This window comes from Kitasatospora sp. NPDC057223, assembly GCF_042669755.1.
In the GTDB taxonomy this organism is placed as follows: domain Bacteria; phylum Actinomycetota; class Actinomycetes; order Streptomycetales; family Streptomycetaceae; genus Kitasatospora.
In genome coordinates this window covers 15556-33930 of record NZ_JBHUWW010000098.1, presented here as the reverse complement: position 1 = coordinate 33930, position 18375 = coordinate 15556, and the positions used below count along the sequence as shown (strand labels likewise).

The 18375-nt window shown below is 73.5% G+C and carries 18 protein-coding genes; 11 read left to right on the top strand and 7 right to left on the bottom strand.

Features of this window, described 5'->3' with window-relative positions:
• Window positions 1-217 precede the first annotated feature (217 nt).
• Both ACFUK0_RS28485 and ACFUK0_RS28480 read left to right on the top strand, forming a co-directional pair.
• Complete coding sequence (locus tag ACFUK0_RS28485) at window positions 218-1528, top strand: ammonium transporter (protein WP_380255181.1); 1311 nt, start codon at window positions 218-220, stop codon at window positions 1526-1528.
• A gap of 5 nt (window positions 1529-1533) precedes the next feature.
• Entirely contained in the window at window positions 1534-1872 is a 339-nt protein-coding gene (locus tag ACFUK0_RS28480; RefSeq protein ID WP_380255179.1) for a P-II family nitrogen regulator, read from the top strand.
• Between the two features lie 25 nt (window positions 1873-1897).
• Here ACFUK0_RS28480 and ACFUK0_RS28475 read toward each other — a convergent pair whose 3' ends face one another.
• A complete protein-coding gene (locus tag ACFUK0_RS28475; RefSeq protein ID WP_380255177.1) occupies window positions 1898-2464 on the bottom strand; it encodes a SigE family RNA polymerase sigma factor in 567 nt (188 codons plus the stop codon).
• Window positions 2465-2744: 280 nt separating this feature from the next.
• Between ACFUK0_RS28475 and ACFUK0_RS28470 the strand changes: the two genes are divergently transcribed.
• Entirely contained in the window at window positions 2745-4892 is a 2148-nt protein-coding gene (locus ACFUK0_RS28470) for a carbohydrate binding domain-containing protein (protein ID WP_380255175.1), read from the top strand.
• A 102-nt stretch (window positions 4893-4994) separates the two neighbouring features.
• Here the strand turns inward: ACFUK0_RS28470 and ACFUK0_RS28465 are convergent, their stop codons facing one another.
• Window positions 4995-5741 carry an SDR family oxidoreductase gene (locus ACFUK0_RS28465; protein WP_380255173.1) on the bottom strand — a complete coding sequence of 249 codons (747 nt, stop codon included), beginning with the start codon at window positions 5739-5741 and terminating at the stop codon, window positions 4995-4997.
• Window positions 5742-5964: 223 nt separating this feature from the next.
• Between ACFUK0_RS28465 and ACFUK0_RS28460 the strand changes: the two genes are divergently transcribed.
• From ACFUK0_RS28460 to ACFUK0_RS28445, 4 genes are all read left to right on the top strand, one after another.
• The gene (locus ACFUK0_RS28460) at window positions 5965-7233 is read left to right on the top strand and encodes an ROK family protein (protein WP_380255171.1); all 1269 of its coding nucleotides are present in this window, start codon (window positions 5965-5967) and stop codon (window positions 7231-7233) included.
• The gene (locus ACFUK0_RS28455; protein WP_380255169.1) at window positions 7230-8381 is read left to right on the top strand and encodes an enolase C-terminal domain-like protein; all 1152 of its coding nucleotides are present in this window, start codon (window positions 7230-7232) and stop codon (window positions 8379-8381) included. Before ACFUK0_RS28460 ends, ACFUK0_RS28455 begins: the two co-directional genes overlap by 4 nt.
• A gap of 343 nt (window positions 8382-8724) precedes the next feature.
• The gene (locus ACFUK0_RS28450; protein ID WP_380255167.1) at window positions 8725-9771 is read left to right on the top strand and encodes an alpha/beta hydrolase; all 1047 of its coding nucleotides are present in this window, start codon (window positions 8725-8727) and stop codon (window positions 9769-9771) included.
• Between the two features lie 117 nt (window positions 9772-9888).
• The gene (locus ACFUK0_RS28445) at window positions 9889-10623 is read left to right on the top strand and encodes a hemerythrin domain-containing protein (RefSeq protein ID WP_380255165.1); all 735 of its coding nucleotides are present in this window, start codon (window positions 9889-9891) and stop codon (window positions 10621-10623) included.
• Between the two features lie 7 nt (window positions 10624-10630).
• Here the strand turns inward: ACFUK0_RS28445 and ACFUK0_RS28440 are convergent, their stop codons facing one another.
• Window positions 10631-12130 carry an FAD-dependent monooxygenase gene (locus ACFUK0_RS28440; RefSeq protein WP_380255162.1) on the bottom strand — a complete coding sequence of 500 codons (1500 nt, stop codon included), beginning with the start codon at window positions 12128-12130 and terminating at the stop codon, window positions 10631-10633.
• 116 nt (window positions 12131-12246) lie between these two features.
• Here ACFUK0_RS28440 and ACFUK0_RS28435 point away from each other — a divergent pair, with 116 nt between their 5' ends.
• Window positions 12247-12891, top strand: coding sequence for a TetR/AcrR family transcriptional regulator C-terminal domain-containing protein (locus tag ACFUK0_RS28435; RefSeq protein WP_380255160.1), 645 nt, complete (start codon window positions 12247-12249; stop codon window positions 12889-12891).
• A 226-nt stretch (window positions 12892-13117) separates the two neighbouring features.
• Here ACFUK0_RS28435 and ACFUK0_RS28430 read toward each other — a convergent pair whose 3' ends face one another.
• On the bottom strand, window positions 13118-13690 hold the full coding sequence (locus ACFUK0_RS28430) for a DUF6891 domain-containing protein (RefSeq protein WP_380255158.1): 573 nt from the start codon (window positions 13688-13690) through the stop codon (window positions 13118-13120).
• A gap of 71 nt (window positions 13691-13761) precedes the next feature.
• Here ACFUK0_RS28430 and ACFUK0_RS28425 point away from each other — a divergent pair, with 71 nt between their 5' ends.
• On the top strand, window positions 13762-14724 hold the full coding sequence (locus ACFUK0_RS28425) for a DUF1152 domain-containing protein (RefSeq protein WP_380255156.1): 963 nt from the start codon (window positions 13762-13764) through the stop codon (window positions 14722-14724).
• Window positions 14725-14748: 24 nt separating this feature from the next.
• Here the strand turns inward: ACFUK0_RS28425 and ACFUK0_RS28420 are convergent, their stop codons facing one another.
• Together ACFUK0_RS28420 and ACFUK0_RS28415 are read right to left on the bottom strand one after the other, a co-directional pair.
• On the bottom strand, window positions 14749-15294 hold the full coding sequence (locus ACFUK0_RS28420) for an FHA domain-containing protein (protein WP_380255154.1): 546 nt from the start codon (window positions 15292-15294) through the stop codon (window positions 14749-14751).
• 104 nt (window positions 15295-15398) lie between these two features.
• Complete coding sequence (locus ACFUK0_RS28415) at window positions 15399-15953, bottom strand: DUF1697 domain-containing protein (RefSeq protein ID WP_380255152.1); 555 nt, start codon at window positions 15951-15953, stop codon at window positions 15399-15401.
• 67 nt (window positions 15954-16020) lie between these two features.
• On the opposite strand from ACFUK0_RS28415, the gene ACFUK0_RS28410 reads away from it, so the two are divergent.
• Window positions 16021-16494 (top strand): pyridoxamine 5'-phosphate oxidase family protein, encoded by a 474-nt coding sequence (locus ACFUK0_RS28410; RefSeq protein ID WP_380255150.1) that lies wholly within the window; start codon window positions 16021-16023, stop codon window positions 16492-16494.
• A gap of 37 nt (window positions 16495-16531) precedes the next feature.
• On the opposite strand, the gene ACFUK0_RS28405 is transcribed toward ACFUK0_RS28410, so the two are convergent.
• The gene (locus ACFUK0_RS28405) at window positions 16532-16897 is read right to left on the bottom strand and encodes an arsenate reductase family protein (protein ID WP_380255148.1); all 366 of its coding nucleotides are present in this window, start codon (window positions 16895-16897) and stop codon (window positions 16532-16534) included.
• A gap of 122 nt (window positions 16898-17019) precedes the next feature.
• Between ACFUK0_RS28405 and ACFUK0_RS28400 the strand changes: the two genes are divergently transcribed.
• On the top strand, window positions 17020-18237 hold the full coding sequence (locus tag ACFUK0_RS28400; protein ID WP_380255146.1) for a cytochrome P450: 1218 nt from the start codon (window positions 17020-17022) through the stop codon (window positions 18235-18237).
• Window positions 18238-18375: the final 138 nt, after the last annotated feature.

The window sequence follows — 18375 nt, the reverse complement described above, 5'->3', positions numbered from 1 at the left end:
GCAGCCAAGGCTGCCGGGCCCCGCCCGCTGCTGCCCGGCGGGTTCCCGGCCTTCGGCGGCCGGGCCGCGCGGTGAGGGAGCGGAAACCCGGACGCAACACGAAACACGGCGGAAACACCCGTGTCTGCAACCAGTAATTTGGCCGGGCAACACTCTCCCATCCGACCCGCCCGCTTCCACCGGTGCGCGGGCCGCCGCTCGGGAAGGCTCGATCCGCATGCTCCTGGCTGACTCCACCACCGGTCTCGACACCGGTGACACCGCCTGGCTGCTCGCCAGCACCGCCCTCGTCCTGCTGATGACCCCTGGCCTGGCGCTGTTCTACGGCGGCATGGTGCGCACCAAGAGCGTGCTCAACATGATCATGATGAGCTTCGTCTCGATCGCCGTGGTCACCGTCGTGTGGCTGCTGGCCGGCTACTCGCTGGCCTTCGGCCGCGACGCCGGCGGCTGGGGCCTGATCGGCAGCCTGGACCACCTCGGGATGGCCGGAATCACCCCCTCCTCGCTGACCGGGCACGTGCCGACCGTGCTGTTCGCGACCTTCCAGCTGACCTTCGCGATCATCACCGCGGCACTGATCAGCGGCGCCATCGCGGACCGTGCCAAGTTCGGCTCCTGGGTGGCCTTCACCGCCGTCTGGACGCTGCTGGTGTACGTCCCCGTCGCGCACTGGGTGTTCGCACCCGACGGCTGGATCCTGCACCGCCTCGGCGCGCTCGACTTCGCCGGCGGCACCGTGGTCGAGGTGAACTGCGGCGCCAGCGGCCTCGCGCTCGCCCTGCTGCTCGGGCCGCGCCTCGGCTTCCGCAAGGAGGCCATGCGCCCGCACAACCTGCCCCTGGTGCTGCTGGGCGCGGGCCTGCTGTGGTTCGGCTGGTTCGGCTTCAACGGCGGCTCCGCGCTCGGCGCGAACGGCCTGGCCGCCTCGGCAGTGCTCAACACCCAGGCGGCGGGCTGCACCGGTCTGCTCGGCTGGCTGCTGGTGGAGAAGCGCCGGGACGGCCACGCGACGACGCTCGGCGCGGCCTCCGGCGCGGTGGCCGGACTGGTCGCCATCACGCCGTCCTGCGGCAGCGTCGACCTGCTGGGCGCGCTGGCGATCGGCCTCACCGCCGGCGTGGTCTGCTCGTACGCCGTCAGCTGGAAGTTCCGCTTCGGCTACGACGACTCGCTCGACGTGGTCGGCGTGCACTTCGTCGCCGGCGTCATCGGCACCACGCTGATCGGCCTGTTCGCGACCGCCACGATGACCGGCGGCCCGGCCGGGCTGCTGCACGGCGGCGGGTTCGCGCAGATCGGCAAGCAGCTGGTCGCGGTCGTCGTGGTGGGCGCGTACGCCTTCGCCATGACGTACGCCATCGGTCGGGGCATCGACCGGGTGATGGGCTTCCGCGCCGCGGAGGAGCACGAACTGACCGGCCTCGACCTCGCCGTGCACGCCGAGAACGCGTACGATCACGGCGTTCTGGGCCATGGAACGACGGCCCACGCCACCGTGCTCACGCACTCGTCCGACAGGGCCTGAACCGTATGAAGCTGATCACCGCGATCGTCAAGCCCTTCAAGCTCGACGATGTCAAGAACGCGTTGCAGGCCATCGGAGTGCACGGACTGACCGTGACGGAGGCCAGCGGCTACGGCCGCCAGCGCGGCCACACCGAGGTGTACCGCGGCGCCGAGTACCGGATCGACCTCGTCCCCAAGGCCAGGATCGAGGTCGTGGTGGAGGACGAGGACGCCGAGCAGGTGATGGAAGCCATCGTGCTCGCCGCCCGCACCGGCAAGATCGGTGACGGCAAGGTGTGGTCGGTGCCGGTCGAGGGCATCGTCCGGGTCCGTACGGGTGAGCGCGGGCCCGACGCGGTCTGACCCCGCCGGGGGCGCCGGGGGCCGGTCAGGGCTGCAGCAGCAGCTCGCGGTCCTCGGCGAGGATCTCGCGCAGCCGGGCGAGCGAGCGGGTGCTGAGCCCCTTCACGGCGCTCGGGCTGGTGTCGAGCATGCCCGCGACGGCCTCGATGCTGTGGTCCTCCAGGTAGCGCAGCACGACCACGGCCCGGTTGCGCGGCGGGAGTTGGCGCACCGCCGCGACCAGGGCCAGCCGCAGGTCGGCGCTGCGGGCGGTGAGGCCGTCCAGGGCGGCGGGGGAGTCGGGGACCTCCGCGACGGCGATCTCGTCGGAGCGCCGCAGCCGGCGGTGCGAGAGGTAGCAGCGGAGCAGGACCTTGCGCGCGTAGGCGTCCAGGGAGTACTCCTCGGGGCCGTGGTGCAGCCGCCCCCAGGCCGCGTAGATCTTCACCAGGGCGCTCTGCACGAGGTCCTGGGCCTGGTGCCAGTCGCCGCACATCAGGTACGCGAGGGGGAAGAGCCGGGCGGCGCGGGTGGCCGCGAACTCCTCGAACCCGAAGGCCCGTGAGTCGTCCGGCCCGCCCCCGCGCACCCCGTTCGTGCCCGCTCCGCCCATGGTCGCCCCCGGTCCTCCGTGTGCGTTGCCCGGCCGTCCGCCCGGCCCCCCGTAGAGGTAGATGCCCCGGCGGCCGGAAATGTCACACGGGCCGCCGCGAGCGGCTCACGAATCGTTGCGTTCCGGGCCCTTGACGCGGCGTTGGGGCGGTCGTAGGTTCGGCGCTGCAAGTTTCCTGAAAGTTTCAGCAAGCTTTCTCAAGCGGCCCCTGCCCCCGCCGTCCGTACTCCCCGCACCCGCGGACGGCACCAGGCTGCCACCTCAGCCCCCAGGAGACACCGTGGTCCCCATCACCCCCACCCGCCGGCGCGCACGCGTCGCCGGAGCGCTCACCGCCGCGGCGGCGCTCGCGCTCTCGGTCGGCACCGCGCTGACGATCGCCCCCACCGCGCAGGCCACCCCGCCCGGCAGCAAGGACGTCACCGCCACCCTCTTCGAGTGGCGCTTCGACTCCGTCGCCAAGGCCTGTACCGACACGCTCGGCCCGAAGGGCTACGGCTACGTCGAGGTCTCGCCCGCCTCGGAGCACATCCAGGGCTCCCAGTGGTGGACCTCCTACCAGCCCGTCAGCTACAAGATAGCCGGGCGGCTCGGTGACCGGACGTCCTTCCAGAACATGATCAACACCTGCCACGCGGCGGGCGTCAAGGTGGTCGCCGACTCGGTGATCAACCACATGTCGGCCGGCTCCGGCACCGGCACCGGCGGGACGAACTACGGCAAGTACAACTACCCCGGCTACTTCGGGGACCAGGACTTCCACTCCTGCCGCAGCGCGATCAGCAACTACGGCGACCGCGGCAACGTCCAGAACTGCGAGCTGGTCAACCTCTCCGACCTGAACACCGGCAGCGCGTACGTCCAGCAGACCATCGCCAACTACCTGAGCGACATGGCCTCGATGGGCGTCGACGGGTTCCGGATCGACGCCGCCAAGCACATCGACGCCGGCGAACTCGCGGCGATCAAGTCCAAGATGTCCAACCCCAGCGCCTACTGGGTGCACGAGGTGATCTACGGCGGCGGCGAGCCGATCCAGCCCTCCGAGTACACCGGCAGCGGCGACGTCGACGAGTTCCGCAGCGCGACCTGGCTGAAGAGCGCCTTCAACGGCGGTAAGATCTCCGACCTGTCCAGCTGGGGCAACGGCCTGCTCGGCAGCGCGCAGGCCCGCACCTTCGTCGACAACTGGGACACCGAGCGCAACGGCTCGACCCTCAACTACAAGTACGGCAGCGCCTACACGCTCGCCAACGTCTTCCTGCTGGCCAACCCGTACGGCTCGCCGAACGTGTACTCGGGCTACGCCTTCTCGAACAACGACGACGGCCCGCCGAACGGCGGCACCGTCAACGCGTGCTACAGCGACGGCTGGAACTGCACCCACGCGTGGCGCCAGGTCGCCAACATGGTCGGGTTCCGCAACGCGGTCGCCGGCACCGGCATCACCAACTGGTGGTCCAACGGCAACAACGCGATCGGTTTCGGCCGCGGCAGCAAGGGCTACGTCGCCATCAACCGGGAGTCCGGCTCGGTGACGCAGACCTTCCAGACCTCGCTGCCGGCCGGCACCTACTGCGACGTCGAGCACGGTGACCCGACCACCGGCGGCGGCTGCACCGGCCCCACCTACACCGTGGGCGGGGACGGCCGGTTCACCGCCACCGTCGCGGCCGGCGAGGCCGTCGCGCTGTACGTCGGCGCCAGCGGCACCACCGCCAGCCCGAGCGCCACCCCGTCCGCGACCGCCACGGCCACCCCGACCGGCGGCACCAACAGCGCGACCGTGTTCTACAGCACCAACAAGAACTGGGCCGCCTACAACCTGCACTACGCCCCCACCGGCGGTACCTGGACCACCGCGCCCGGCGTCGCGATGACCGCCGCCTGCACCGGCTGGGTGAAGAAGAGCGTCGACCTGGGCAGCGCCACCGGCCTGGCCGCGACCTTCAACAACGGCTCCGGCACCTGGGACAACAACAACAGCGCCAACTACGCGCTGGGCAACGGCAACGTGACCGTCAAGGACGGCGTCGTCGGCAGCGGCGACCCGTGCGGCACCGCCACCGCCTCGCCCTCCGCCACGGCCACCCCGACCGCCACCGCCAGCCCCACGGCGACCGCGACCTCGGTCACCGGCGGCGCGTCGTTCGCGGTGAACGCCACCACGACCGTCGGCCAGAACATCTACGTGGTCGGCAGCGTCGCCTCGCTGGGCACCTGGGCCCCGGCCAACGCGCTGCTGCTCTCCTCCAGCGCGTACCCGGTCTGGAAGCTGGACGTCGCACTGGCGGCCGGCACCTCCTTCGAGTACAAGTACATCCGCAAGGACGCCGCGGGGAACGTGACCTGGGAGTCCGGTGCCAACCGCACCGCGACCGTCCCGGCCTCGGGCCAGGTCACGCTGAGCGACACCTGGCGCCCGTGACGCCCTGAGCGTCCGCCCCTTCGACGGCCGCCCCGCCTCCCGGTCCACCGGTGAGGCGGGGCGGCCGTCCGGCTTCGTGCCCCGCGCTCGCCCGCGCTCCGGTCAGCCCCGGCCGATGTACGGCATCGCGGTCGCCATCACCGTCGCGAACTGGATGTTCGCCTCCAGCGGCAGCCCGGCCATGTGCCGCACCGTCCGGGCCACGTCGGCGACGTCCATGGTCGGCTCCGGCGCGGTCCGTCCGTCCGCCTGGCGCACTCCGCCGCTCATCGCCGAGGTCATGTCGGTCGCCGCGTTGCCGATGTCGATCTGGCCGCAGGCGATCCGGTACGGGCGCCCGTCCAGCGAGAGCGACCTGGTGAGCCCGGTGACGGCGTGCTTGGTCGCCGTGTAGGCGATCGAGTGCGGCCGCGGGACGTGGGCGGAGACCGAACCGTTGTTGATGATGCGCCCGCCCTGCGGCTCCTGGTCCTTCATCAGGCGGAACGCCCCCTGTGCGCACAGGAAGGCGCCGGTCAGGTTGAGGTCCACCACCGCCCGCCACTCGGCGTGGCCCAGATCCTCGACCGGGGTCGGCGTGCCGAACGTCCCGGCGTTGTTGAACAGCAGGTCCACCCGGCCGAAGCGCCCGGCGGCCGCGGCGAACAACGCGTCCACCGAGGCCGGGTCCGTGACGTCGGTGGGGACGACGGCCGCGGCCTGCTGCCCGGCGAGCCGTGCGGTCTCCCGCAATGGCCCGGCCCGGCGCCCGGCGAGCACGAGCTGCCAGCCGGCCGCGGCGAGCTCCAGGGCCACGGCGCGTCCGACGCCGCTGCCGGCTCCCGTGATGACGGCGGTCTGCTGGGGCATGGCTGGCTCCTCGTCGGGGGTGCTGGTCCCACGATGGTCACCGATCGCGGGGCGCGGCGTCACTGGTGGAAGAAGCCGAAGACCGGGCCGGGCGGCTGCCTCCCGTATGGCGAGACGTCCCGCCGAGGGGCTTGCCCGGCGCCCCCGATGTGACTTAGTTTCTGAAACTAAGTCGACGGGGCCGAGACCCGGCCGGCACCGCGACCGATAGGAGGCAGCCTTCGTGGACGTCCGCAACGACCAGCCCCAGGGCTTGGTCACAGCAGGTCAGCGGGCCGAACTGATGCGCCAGGGCAACGCCTCCGCCGTGCTCCGGGCGGTGCTCGCCCACGGCCCGGTGTCGCGCGCCGAGATCGCCCGCCACACCGGGCTCTCCGCCCCGAGCGTCACCAAACTCACCAGCACCCTGGTCGGGGCCGGACTGATCGGCGAACTCCCCCCGATGGAGCCCACCCAGGGCCGCCCCCGGGTGCCGCTGCGGGTCGACCCCGACGGCACCGTCGCGCTCGGCCTGCACATCGGCCTGCTGCGCACCACCTTCGGACTGGTCGCCCTCGACGGCAGCGTCATCGCCGAGCGCGAACTCAGCCACGGCGAGCTGCCCGACCTCACCCCCGCCCGGATCACCCGGCAGGCCGCCGAAGGCGTCCGGGCCTTCCTGGCCGAGCGGCTCGGCGGCCGGCGGCTGGCCGGCACCGGCGTCACCATCGGCGGCTGGGTCGACGACGCGCAGGGCACGGTCGTCGAGCACGGCCCGCTCGGCTGGCGCGGCGTCCCGCTGCTCGACCTGCTCGCGCAGGAGCTCCCCGGCCCGCTGCTGCTGGAGCAGACCGTCCGGGCCATCGCCCGCGCCGAGCTCTGGTTCGGCGCCGGCCGCGAGGTCGACGACTTCGTGCTGGTCTTCATCGGCAACGTGTCGGGCGCCGCCATCGTCGTCGACCGCACCGTGCACCGCGGCCCCGGCGCCGCCGCCGGCGCCATCGACCACCTGCCCGCCACCGACGACCCGGCCGTCCGCTGCCCGCAGTGCGGCACCGGCTGTCTCGGTGTGACCGCGTCCGACACCGCCCTGGTCGCCCAGGCCCGGGCCGCCGGGGTCATCCCGGCGGCGCCGCAGGCCTCCGGCCCCGAGCCGGACAACCTCGCGCTGGAGCGCCTGGTGGCGGCCGCCCGCCCGGCCGGCACCGGCACCGGCGACCCCCGGGCCCAGCAACTGCTGCGCCTGCGCGCCCGCAACGCGGGCCGGGCCATCAGCACCATCGTCGACCTCGTCAACCCCAGCCGGGTGGTGCTGGCCGGCGGCATCCTGATCGCCGACGAGTACCTGGACGAGCTGCGCCGCGAGGTCGCCTGCCGCAGTCACCGCGGCGAGGACGTCGCCGCGGACATCGTGCCCGCCGTCTTCGGCTCACGTACCCTCGTCCGCTCCTCGGCCGTGCCGGTCCTGGAGCGGGTCATCACCGAACCGCTCACCGCTCTGGGGCTGCTGTGACCACTACCGCGACCACCACCACGACCACCTCCGCCACCGGGCCCGCCGCCGCCGTCGGCGCGCGCGTCCAGCGGGCCGAACTCCACCACGTCGCGGTCAGCGGGCACACCGACTGGCTGCTGCTGCGGATCACTGACGCCGACGGCGTGACCGGCTGGGGCGAGTGCTCCGACGCGGGGCCGCTCGCGGCCGTCCTGCGCGAACTGCGCGAGCTGGCCGCCTGGGGCCAGCAGGCCCCGGACGTCAGCGAGTTCACCCGGCGCACGATAGCCGGGGCGATCGAGCAGGCCGAACTCGACCAGGCCGCCCGGCGGGCCGGCCGCCCGCTCCGGGCCCTGCTCGCCGAGGCGGCCGCGGGGCCGGGCGCCCCGGCCGCGGCGGCGCCCGCCGAGTCCGTCGAGCTCTACGCCAACATCAACCGTGCCCCCGGCGGCCGGGCGCCGGCCGAGGTCGCCGCCACCGCGCTGGCGGCCGTCCGGGCCGGCTTCCGCACGGTGAAGCTGGCGCCCTTCGACACCCCCGGCGGCGACCGCCTGCCGCACCTCGGCCTGGCCCGGGTGCAGGCCGTCCGCGAGGCCGTCGGCGACGAGGTCGCGATCCTGGTGGACTGCCACGAACGGCTCTCGCTCGACGACCTCGCGCCCCTGCTGGAGCCGTTCGCCGAACTGGGGATCGGCTGGCTGGAGGACGGCGTCGGCATCGACCGCCCGGCCGACCTGGCCCGGCTGCGCGGCCTCACCGGCCTCACCCTGGCCGGCGGCGAACTCGCCCACCGCACCGAGCAGGTCGAGGCCGCGGCCGGGCTGCTCGACGTGCTGCTGCCCGACGTCAAGCACGCGGGCGGGCCGCGGGCGGCGCTCGCACTGGCCCGCGCGACCGGCGCCGCGGTCTCCCTGCACAACCCCAGCGGGCCGGTCGCCACCCTGCACAGCGCCCACCTGGCCGCCGCGATCGGCGCCGCGCCGCTGGAGTACGCCTTCGGCGAGGTGCCCTGGCGGGGCGCGGTCACCGGCGGCGGGGAGCAGATCAGCGAGGGCCGGCTGATCCTGCCGGCCGGGCCCGGCCTCGGCGCGGAGCCCGACCTGCGGCACCCGGAGGTCGTCCGGGTGTGGAGCGACGTCATCGACCTCCGGCGCCCGTCCTGTTGACCCTTCGGCGCTGATCCGGAGCTGCTGTCATCCCGAAGAGTGATGCCGCCCCTGCCGTCCGGCGGGGGCGGTTTCCCATGTGCCCCCGCCGGACGGCGGGGGCCGTTCGGCCGTTCGGCCGGATCCCGGGGAAACCCCGGGCCGGAACAGGTCCGTACGCAACCGGCCCTTCCACCCCCGCGTCATAAGATCGCGGGAAGGCGCACGGCCCCGGTCCGGGGCGGCGCGCAGCCCCGGGGCGCCGTGCCACCCGCCTGCGTCCCGGTCCCGCCACGGCCCCACCCGGGGGCCACCGCCCGGCTCCCGACGGACCGGGCGTGACACCGGTCGGAGAGTCCTCACCGTGCAGCCGCAGCCCTCGCGCTCCCGCGCCGTCCTGACCGGTACCGCAGCCCTCGCGCTGGTCGCGACGCTGGCGGCCTGCGGGAGTACCAGGGTGGGCAACGGCGACACCGCGAAGGGCGGGCCGCCCTCGCCCGCCCCGGCCGGCAGCACCACGGGCGGGCCGTCCAGCGCCGCCGCCACCCCCACCGCGCCGCCCAGGCCCAGCAGGGTGCTGATGCCGACCGGACCGGCCGCCACCTTCGGCAAGGCCCGCGACACCGCCGCCGGGCAGATCATGATGACGACGCTGGCCGGCCCCAAGTCCGGGGTCTCGGGCAAGGTCTGGGTCTGGCTGCCGCCGCAGTACAACGACCCGAAGTACGCGAGCACCGGGTTCCCGGTGCTGACCCTGTTCGCGGGCGGCCAGAGCGCCGGCTACAACACCTGGACGGACAACCAGCTGCCGATCCAGGAGGCCGACGCCCAGCTCTCCAGGGACGGCAGGGCGCACCCGTTCATCATGATCATGCCGGTGCAGAACCTGGACTCCAACGAGGCCAAGGCACTGGAGTGCAGCGACATCCCCGGCCAGCCCAGGATCGGCACCTGGATGGCCGAGGACATCCCCGACTTCGTCCGCGCGAACTTCCGGACCGTCCGGGGCCGCGACGGCTGGGGCCTGATGGGTGCCTCCACCGGTGCGTTCTGCAGTGCCAAACTGGCGCTCCAGCACCCCGGCACCTTCCGGGCCGCCGTCCCGATCGACGGCTACTTCAACCCCGACTCACCGCTCTGGAAGGGCCACGACGCCGACCGGCTGGCGAACAGCCCCGACGTGCTGGTCACCCAGGGCAAGGCCGACGTCCGGATGCTCGCCACCGCCGGCGGCGCCAACGGCTACGAGATGAAACTGGTCAAGGACTGGGTGGCCAAGGCCGCCGCGCCGCTCAAGGTCGACTACTACGAGCAGCCCGGCGGCAAGCACCTCACCACCGACTTCAAGAAGATGATCCCGGACACCCTGCAGTGGCTCACCCAGAACCTGGCCGGCCCCGAGAGCGACTGACCGCGGCCCGGCGGGCCGGAGCAGCCCCCTGACCTGCACGTCAATCGGACATTCATTCGCTCCTGATCGACTGTCACCACCCTGGTGATCCCAGACCCGGCCTGCGAAGAGAGCGTCATGCCCAGCCATCTGCTGCCCGTCAAGTCCCCGCACGTCCCCGCTCAGGCGACCCCCCGGCAGGAGCAGGACACCGAGGACCCGGACACCTCCGTGCGCTTCGCCGGACTGCGCCTGGTGCACGCGGCCCTGCGCCGCGACCTCGCCCGGCTGCCCGACGCGCTGCGCCTGCTCCAGCCGGGCGACGACGAGCGCGGCGAGGCCCTGCAGCGGCACTGGGACTTCCTCATCGCGATGCTCACCTGCCACCACGAGCAGCAGGACACCCGGCTCTGGCCGATCCTGCGCCGCTTCGCGCCCGAGCTGCGCCTGCTGCTCAACTGGCTGGAGGACGACCACCACAACCTCGACCACTCCTTCACCCGGGTCACCACCCTGGTCCGGATCGCCACCCGGGACGCCAGCAGCGCCTGGCCGGTCGCGTACGCCGTCGAGGACCTCGCGGCCCGGCTGGAGACCCACCTGCGGATCGAGGAGCGCCAGCTGCTGCCCCGGATGGGACACGTCTTCGCCGAGACCTCCCGGGTCGGCACCCTGCCCGAGCTGCTCGACCTGCTGCGCGCCGCCGACGGCCCGGGCACCGCCGACGCCCTGACCTGGCTGCTGGACGGCGTGGACGACTTCACCGTCCAGCGCCTGCTCGCCGACTGCGACGACAGCGTCGCGCGCCACTGGCCGCACTGGCGCGACACCTACGACCGCTGCACCAAGCCGCTCTGGGGCCCGGCGACCTGACCACCGGTTACCCGCCCAGGAGCGCCAGGTACCCCGGCAGGCCGGCCGGGTCGTGCGTGGCGAGCCCGACGTACCCGTCCGGGCGGACGACGAAGAGGCCCGGCCCGTACGCCGCCCGGGCGTCGCCGCCGGCCAGGCGCAGCGACCGCACGCCGGGCGGGACGGCGGGCAGGTCGCAGTCCACCGCGAGCACCGTGGAGTGCGGGCCGCGGAACAGGTCGAAGAGCCGCAGCGGTGTACCGTCCTCGCCCCGGTACGGCGCGTCGGGTGCCCGGTCCCCGGCGTGCAGCGCGTCCTCGGCCAGACCCTCCCGGGCCTCCACGGTCAGCGGCCCCGTCCGGTAGCCGACCCCCAGCTGGTCGGTGTCCCGGCCGCGGCGCACCTGTGTCCCGCCGCCGGCGCCGCGATCGGCGTGGTGCAGGCCGGTGCTGATGCCGAGCACCTCGGCGGCGACCGGGAACCGCTCCTCCTGGTAGCTGTCGAGCAGCGCCTCGTCCGCGCCGCCGCGCAGCACGTGGGCGAGCTTCCAGCCCAGGTTGTACGCGTCCTGCACGCTGGTGTTCAGGCCCTGGCCACCGGCGGGGGAGTGGATGTGCGCGGCGTCGCCCGCGAGGAAGACCCGCCCGGCCCGGAACCGCTCGGCGAGTGCCGCCCGCGGGCGGAAGTCCGACGCCCAGCGCACCTCGCGTACGGCGCTCCCGGGGAGGTGGCTGCGGGCGGCGACGGCCCGGCGCACGCCGTCCGGAGAGGTGTCCGGGCGGGCGTCCTCGTCCTCGAACTGCGCGAACAGCTGGAAGTCCTCGGTGCCGGGCAGCGGGCAGAGCAGCATCGCACCGCCGGGGGCCTTCGGCCAGACGTGCCAGTTGTCGCGGTCCAGCCCGTCGATCCGCAGGTCGGCGACCAGGGCCGGCCGGGGGTCGACCTCCTCGCCGTGCATCGCGATGCCGACCGCCCGGCGGACCGCGCTGCGCCCGCCGTCGGCGGCCACCAGGTACCGCGCGGTGACGGTGGCGGCGCTGCCGTCGGGCCGTGTGAGCGCGGCCTCCACCCGGTCCGGGTGCTGCTCGACGCCGCTCAGCGCGGTGCCGAACACGACCGAGCCGCCGAGTTCCAGCAGCCGCGCGTACAGGATCTCCTGCGTGCGCCACTGCGGCACCATCCACACCTCGGGGTAGGGCGTGGACGAGTCCGGCGTGCCGCGCTCCATGAGATCCCAGGTGCCGAGCCGCTCGCCGTCCTCCCAGCCCATCATCAGCGGGTAGCGGCCGCCGGCCGCGCGGACGGCGTCGATCACGCCGAGGTCGTCGAAGACCTCCTGGGTGCGGGGCTGGAGGCCCTTGCCGCGTGAGCCGGGGAACAGGGCGTCGGCCCGTTCCACCAGCAGCGCGGGCACGCCGCGGCGGGCGAGGTCGCAGGCGAGGATGAGGCCGGTCGGGCCGGCGCCGACGATCAGGACGTCGGTGTTCAGGACGTCCGTGTTCCGGGTGTCCGCAGGGGGAGTGCTCACCGGAGTCTCCTTAACATTGTTAAGTTGCTGACGTCCCAGAGCATCGGCTTAACAGTGTTAAATTGTCAAGGGGCCGGGGCGGAGCCCGGCCCGCGAACACCTCACGAAGGACCGGCGTGGCACCGAAACTCGACCGCACACAGGTCGTCGACACCGCCCTGCGGCTGCTCAACGAGACCGGCCTGGACGGCCTCACGCTGCGCCGGATCGCCACCGAACTCGACGTCAGGGCACCGGCTCTGTACTGGCACTTCGCCAACAAGCAGGAGCTGCTCGACGAGATGGCCACCGAGATGCTCCGCCGGATGAGCGCCGGGCCCGCCGGCGTCCCCGCCGACTGGCGGGAGGCACTCGCCGCCACCTGCCGCACCCTGCGCGGCAGCCTGCTCGGCTACCGCGACGGGGCCAAGGTCTTCAGCGGCACCCGCCTCACCGACCACGGCCACAGCGCGGGTCAGGAGCTGCTGCTGCGGATGTTCACCGACGCGGGCTTCGAACTCGCGGACGCCGTCCAGGCGTTCTTCACCGCGTACGCCTACACCATCGGCTTCGTGATCGAGGAGCAGGCCGTCCGCCCGCTGCCGGGCGAGGAGCCGGCGCCGGCCTACGACCCGGCCGTCCGCGCCGAGCGGATCGGCCCCGACCGGCCGCGCGCCGCCGCCGCGAGCCGGGAGCTGTTCACCGGCTACGAGCAGCGGTTCGAACGGGGCCTCACGATCCTGCTGGCCGGCGTCGCCGCCGTCCGGGGCCCGGCCGGCTGAACCCGCCCTCCTGAACCCGCCCTCCCGAACCTGTTCTTCTGAACCCGTCCACGCCCGGGGCGACCGGGAGTCCGGAGCGGGGCCCGTTCATCGCGGCCGCCTCCGGCAACGGCGTCCCCCCGGACTCCGCAGCCCGGCACAGGGATTCCTCACCCGCCCGTGCGGCAGCCGTCAGGAAGCGCCCCCGGCGCGGCAGTAGGACCCGGGCCGTCGGCCCGGGCACCCGTCACTCGGGCAGGCGGTGCAGCCAGGTCAGCGGCGTGACGGTGATCGCCTCGTCCGCCGAGCCGCCCCACTTCGCGTTCAGCCCGGCCTCGGCCAGCGCCGCCACCACCTCGCGGCCGACCTCCACCGTCTCCTCCTCGGAGTGCCGGAACCCGCCGAAGCGGAGCGTCAGGCCCCCGCCGGACGCGGCCCGTTCGGTGTCCTGCTCGTGGAAGAACACGAAACCGCGCGAGTCCTCGTCCGCCTCGCCGCCGATCTCGGCGTAGCCGCAGCTGCTGCAGCAGGTGAAGTCCATCGCCGCGACGATCCCGTCCGACTCCAGTGCGTCGAATGCCTCCACCAGCCGGTCGACGTCCGTCACCGCAGGCCAGCCGGCCTGCTCCGCGAGCCGCTCCTCCCACAACGGCGCGACGATCCGCTCCGCCTGGTCCTCCGTCATCCCCTGGTCGTCCAGGAAGTCCACCAGGGACTCGGCTATCTCGTCCGGTTCCTGGAAACCGCCGCGGATCAGCTCCCGAGCGCGCTCTTCGGCATCGTGCAGTACATCGGGGGCGAGCGGCGATTCCTGGGTCATGCGCGAATCCTCCCACCCGCCACCGACAAACCCGCTGCCCGGGTCGCCGCTGTCCTGCTAGCCTCCGCCCGATGACCTCCCTCTTCGAGCCTCCACTGCTCACCCGGCTCAGGGCCGCGGACCGGATCCTCATCGCGGGCGCCGGCGGCGGCTTCGACGTCTACGCGGGCCTGCCGCTGGCCCTCGCCCTGCGGGCGGCGGGCCACGAGGTCCACCTCGCCAACCTGTCCTTCAGCCACCTGTACGGCCTGGACACCGACGTCTGGCTGGCCCCGGACGTCGCCGCGATCCGCCCCGAAACCTCCTCCGCCGAACCGTACTTCCCCGAGCGGACCCTGGCCCGCTGGCTGCACCTGCACGGCATGCCCGACACCGTCTGGGCCTTCCCCCCGGTCGGCGTCCAGCCGCTGCGCGCCGCCTACCGCGCGCTCGCCGCGGAGCTGGGGATCGACGCGATCCTGCTCGTCGACGGCGGCACGGACATCCTGATGCGCGGCGACGAAGCGGGTCTCGGCACCCCCGAGGAGGACATGGCGAGCCTGGGCGCGGTGGCCGGCATGCCCGAGATCCCCGAGCGCCTGGTCGCCTGCCTCGGCTTCGGCATCGACGCCCACCACGGCGTCAACCACGCACTGGTACTGGAGAACCTGGCCGCCCTGGAGCGCGCCGGCGGCTACCTCGGCGCCTTCTCCATCCCGCGCGGGAGCCGTGAGGGAGCCCTCTACCTGGACGCCGTCGAGCACGCCCGGGCCGCCTTCCCCGAGTACCCGAGCATCGTCCAGGGCTCGGTCGCCGCCGCGCTGGCCGGCCGGTTCGGTGACGTCCGCTTCACGGAGCGGACGAAGGACAGCACCCTCTTCGTCAACCCGCTGATGACGCTCTACTTCGCCGCCACCGTCGAGGCCCTCGCCGCCGAGCACCTCTACCTGGACCGGATCGAGCACACCGTGCTGACCCGGCAGATCAGTCCGGCCGTGGAGGAGTTCCGGGACGGCCTGCCGCAGCAGCGACCGCCCCGTCAGTTCCCGCACTGACCAGCCGGCCCGGGCGGCCCCGCGTCACCCGGCGGCGAGCCGGAACCCCAGGTTGCCGAACTGCACCTGGTCACCCGGCCGGACCCGGACCGCGCCGGCCACCCGGTGCCCGTTCACGTGCGTCCCGTTCGTCGACCCCAGGTCGTACAGCACCCAGCCGCCGCCCTCACGCCGCAACTCGGCATGCGTGCGCGACACCGAGGCGTCGCTCAGCCGCAGCCCCGAGCCGGGCCGCCGGCCGATCGTCAGCAGCGCCGAACCGGCCTCCGGCAGGTGCAGCCCCGGCAGCCGTTCCACGTGCCAGGCACCGCGCAGCCCCACCCCGAGGGAGGAGATCCGTCCGACCGTCCGCAGCATCAGCCGGGCCATCCGTCCGCCGCCCGGCAGATCGGCCATCACCGCGTCCAACTCGGCCCGGCTGCGGGCCTGGAGCACGATCTCCATCCGCGTCATGAACGTGTGGTGCGACAGCCGCCCGCTCCCCGCCCCGTCCCGGAGCACGTCGAGCGCCTGATCCCGCTCGGCCTCCGACGGGCGGGCCACCCGGGTCCGGAAATCAGCAGACGTCATGGCCCGATTGTCGGGCGTTCCGCCCGGGCCTGTCCAGAAGCCGAGGGGCCGTCATCCCGCCGCGCGGCGGGGGCCGTCCCCGGCGGCCCCCGGTCAGGCCCCGGTCAGGCCTTCTTCGCGGCCGCGAGGATCTTGGCCGTGGTGTGCAGGAACCGCCCCGTTCCCTGGCCGGGGTAGGACCTGCCGAAGACGGCGCCCGGGTTGGTGCTCATCCGGCCGCCCAGCAGGTGCATCACCACGAAGGCCGTGCCCTCGTCCGCGCCGATGACCTCGTACTCGCCCTTGGGGGACTTCCGCGGCAGCTCGTAGCCGGCCGGCAGCGGCTCGGAGAGGAAGACCAGGACCAGGCGTACGTCCGGCCCGGCCTCGTGCCCGGCGAAGGGCTCGGCGGCGAGCAGCGCCTCCACCTCCTCGACCGTCCGCAGCATGACCGGCACGGGGTATCCCAGGGCGGCGGCCAGGTGCTCCTCGATCCGCCGGGTGAGGGCGGCGCGGTCGGTCTCCCCGGTGGTGAAGAAGACGTTGCCGGTCTGGATGTAGCTCCGGACGCCGCCGAGTCCCAGCTCGGTGAACAGCTCGCGCAGCCGCTCCATCTTCACGGTGCGCCCGCCCACGTTGACGGCGCGCAGGAACGCGATGTAGGTCGTCGACTCAGCCATGGCGCCAGTGTGGCACCCGGCACCCGCAATCAGGGTCGTTGTCAGCGCCGGGTGCCAGACTGGCGCCATGGCTACCTGGCAGGATTTCGAACACGAAGCACCGGATCTGGCCCCTGCGGTGCGGGCCCGGTTCGAGGCGAACAAGCACCATGTGCTGGCGACGCTGCGCCGCGACGGATCACCGCGGGTGAGCGGTACGGAGGTGCAGTTCATCGGCGCGGATCTGACGATCGGCTCGATGTACGGCGCGGTGAAGGCCCGCGACCTCCAGCGGGACGCCCGCTACGCGCTGCACAGCAACCCGGGCGACTCCTCGATGGCGGGCGGCGATGCCAAGATCGCCGGTCACGCGGTCGAGATCACCGACGCGGTGGAGCTGACGGCGTACGAGTCGGAGCTGCCCGAGCCGCCGCCACCCGGCCCGTTCCACGCCTTCCGGATGGAGCTGGACCAGGTGGTGCTGACCACGCTCGAGGGCGACCACCTGCTGGTCCGCTCCTGGCGTCCGGGCGAGCCGGTCAAGACCGTCCAGCGGCACTGACCGTCCGGCGGCACCGGCCGGCCGCTTGCGCCGGCCGTCAGGCCTTCGGCGGCAGCACGGACTTCACGGCCTCCGGCGTCCGGGCGACGATCGCGTGCCCGTCGTCCGCGGTGATGATCGGGCGCTGGATCAGAATGGGGTGCTCGGCCATCGCCGCGATCCAGCGGGCCCGGTCGTCGGGCTCGCGGGTCCACTGCTTCATGCCGAGGTCCTTGGCGGCCTGCTCGTCGAGCCGGGTGATGTCCCAGGGTTCGAGCGCCAGGCGCTTCAGCACCTGCACCAGTTCGTCGGCCGTCGGCGGGTCCTCCAGGTACCGCCGGACGGTGTACTCGGCCCCGACGGCCTGCAGCTCGGTGAGCGCCGACCGGCATTTGCCGCAACGCGGGTTGATCCAGATCTCCATTCCGTCAGGGTACCCACCGGCTGCCGCCCGCCCGCCCAACGCGCGTCCGCGGGAACTCTGCGGCGTGCCGTAGCGGTTGACCGGACGGCAGGACCACGGGGTGGGTACGGGAGGGGAGCCGCATGGACGGCGAAGCGATCATCGAGCAGCTCATGACGCCCGAGGGACGGATCGACCCGTACCCGCTCTACCGGCTCGCCCACGAACTGGGGCCGGTCACGCCGTGCGGCCCGGACATGTTCCTGGCGGTCGGACACCGCACCGCCGACCAGATCCTGCGCAACCCCGCCTTCGGTGTCGCCGACACCGACATGCGGGCCCGGTTCGAGCCGGAGTTCCTGGAGCACTCCTCGGCCGTCCTGCTCAGCCGCTCGATCCTGCAGAGCAACGCCCCGCACCACGCCCGGGTCCGCTCCCTGATCGCCTCCGTGTTCACCGCCCGCCGGGTCGCGGCACTGGAGCCCGCCGTCGTCGCCGCCGTGGAGCGGCTGCTGGACGAGATGGCCGGCCAGGGCGCCGACGGCTCGCCCGTCGACTTCATGGACGCCTTCGCCTTCCGGCTGCCGGTCGGCGTGATCTGCGAACTGCTCGGAGTGCCCGAGGCGGACCGCTACCGGTTCCGCGGCCTGACCGCCGACCTCACCGGCGCCCTGGAGCTGGTCTCGCTCTGGTCCGAGCTGGAGGTCGCCGACGAGGCCGCCGACGAGCTGGCCCGCTACTTCGCCGAGCTCGCCGCCCAGCGTCGCGCCCACCCCGAGGACGACCTGGTCAGCGCGCTCGTCCAGGTCGCGGCGGCCGACACCGGCCGGCTGTCGGACCAGGAGCTGCTGGCCAACCTGGTACTCCTGCTGGTGGCGGGCTTCGAGACGACCACCAATCTGCTCGGCAACAGCCTCGCCCTGCTCTTCGAGCACCCGCAGGTGGCGGCCGGCCTGCGCGAGGGCGCCATCAGCCCGGCCGCGCTCACCGACGAAGTCCTGCGTTTCGACTCCCCGGTCCAGCTCACCTCCCGGATCGCCCTCACCGACGGCCTCACCGTCGAGGGCGTGGACGTGCCCGGCGGGAGCGTCGTCTTCGTCCTCATCGGGGCGGCCAACCACGACCCGGCCCGCTATCCGGACCCTTCGGTCTTCGACCCCACCCGTACCGACAGCCAGCCGCTCAGCTTCGGCGGCGGCGCGCACTACTGCCTGGGCTCCCAGCTGGCGAAGCTGGAGGCGGCCGTCGCCATGCCGGCGCTGCTCGCGCGCTTCCCCCGACTGGCCCCGGCGGGCCCGCCCACCCGCCGCGACCGCCTGGTGCTGCGCGGCTTCGAGACCCTGCCGGTCGCGGTCGTCTGACCGGCCGGGCGGCCCTACCCGGCCGGGCGCCGCGCGGAACCGGGCCCTAAGGCCCTCATCGGCAGGACCAAAGCAGGCACCCGCGGAGCGGGGACATACGGGAGCATGGGAGCAGCGGCCCGAACGCCGCGCTCTGCG

What these genes read in the sequence shown, in the direction of transcription:
- ACFUK0_RS28465 (WP_380255173.1), bottom strand. Translation starts at nt 5,741, where the DNA reads ATGCCCCAGCAGACCGCCGTCATCACGGGAGCCGGCAGCGGCGTCGGA.
- ACFUK0_RS28480 (WP_380255179.1), top strand. Translation starts at nt 1,534, where the DNA reads ATGAAGCTGATCACCGCGATCGTCAAGCCCTTCAAGCTCGACGATGTC.
- ACFUK0_RS28410 (WP_380255150.1), top strand. Translation starts at nt 16,021, where the DNA reads ATGGCTACCTGGCAGGATTTCGAACACGAAGCACCGGATCTGGCCCCT.
- ACFUK0_RS28485 (WP_380255181.1), top strand. Translation starts at nt 218, where the DNA reads ATGCTCCTGGCTGACTCCACCACCGGTCTCGACACCGGTGACACCGCC.
- ACFUK0_RS28445 (WP_380255165.1), top strand. Translation starts at nt 9,889, where the DNA reads ATGCCCAGCCATCTGCTGCCCGTCAAGTCCCCGCACGTCCCCGCTCAG.
- ACFUK0_RS28415 (WP_380255152.1), bottom strand. Translation starts at nt 15,953, where the DNA reads ATGGCTGAGTCGACGACCTACATCGCGTTCCTGCGCGCCGTCAACGTG.
- ACFUK0_RS28405 (WP_380255148.1), bottom strand. Translation starts at nt 16,897, where the DNA reads ATGGAGATCTGGATCAACCCGCGTTGCGGCAAATGCCGGTCGGCGCTC.
- ACFUK0_RS28475 (WP_380255177.1), bottom strand. Translation starts at nt 2,464, where the DNA reads ATGGGCGGAGCGGGCACGAACGGGGTGCGCGGGGGCGGGCCGGACGAC.
- ACFUK0_RS28425 (WP_380255156.1), top strand. Translation starts at nt 13,762, where the DNA reads ATGACCTCCCTCTTCGAGCCTCCACTGCTCACCCGGCTCAGGGCCGCG.
- ACFUK0_RS28400 (WP_380255146.1), top strand. Translation starts at nt 17,020, where the DNA reads ATGGACGGCGAAGCGATCATCGAGCAGCTCATGACGCCCGAGGGACGG.
- ACFUK0_RS28420 (WP_380255154.1), bottom strand. Translation starts at nt 15,294, where the DNA reads ATGACGTCTGCTGATTTCCGGACCCGGGTGGCCCGCCCGTCGGAGGCC.
- ACFUK0_RS28430 (WP_380255158.1), bottom strand. Translation starts at nt 13,690, where the DNA reads ATGACCCAGGAATCGCCGCTCGCCCCCGATGTACTGCACGATGCCGAA.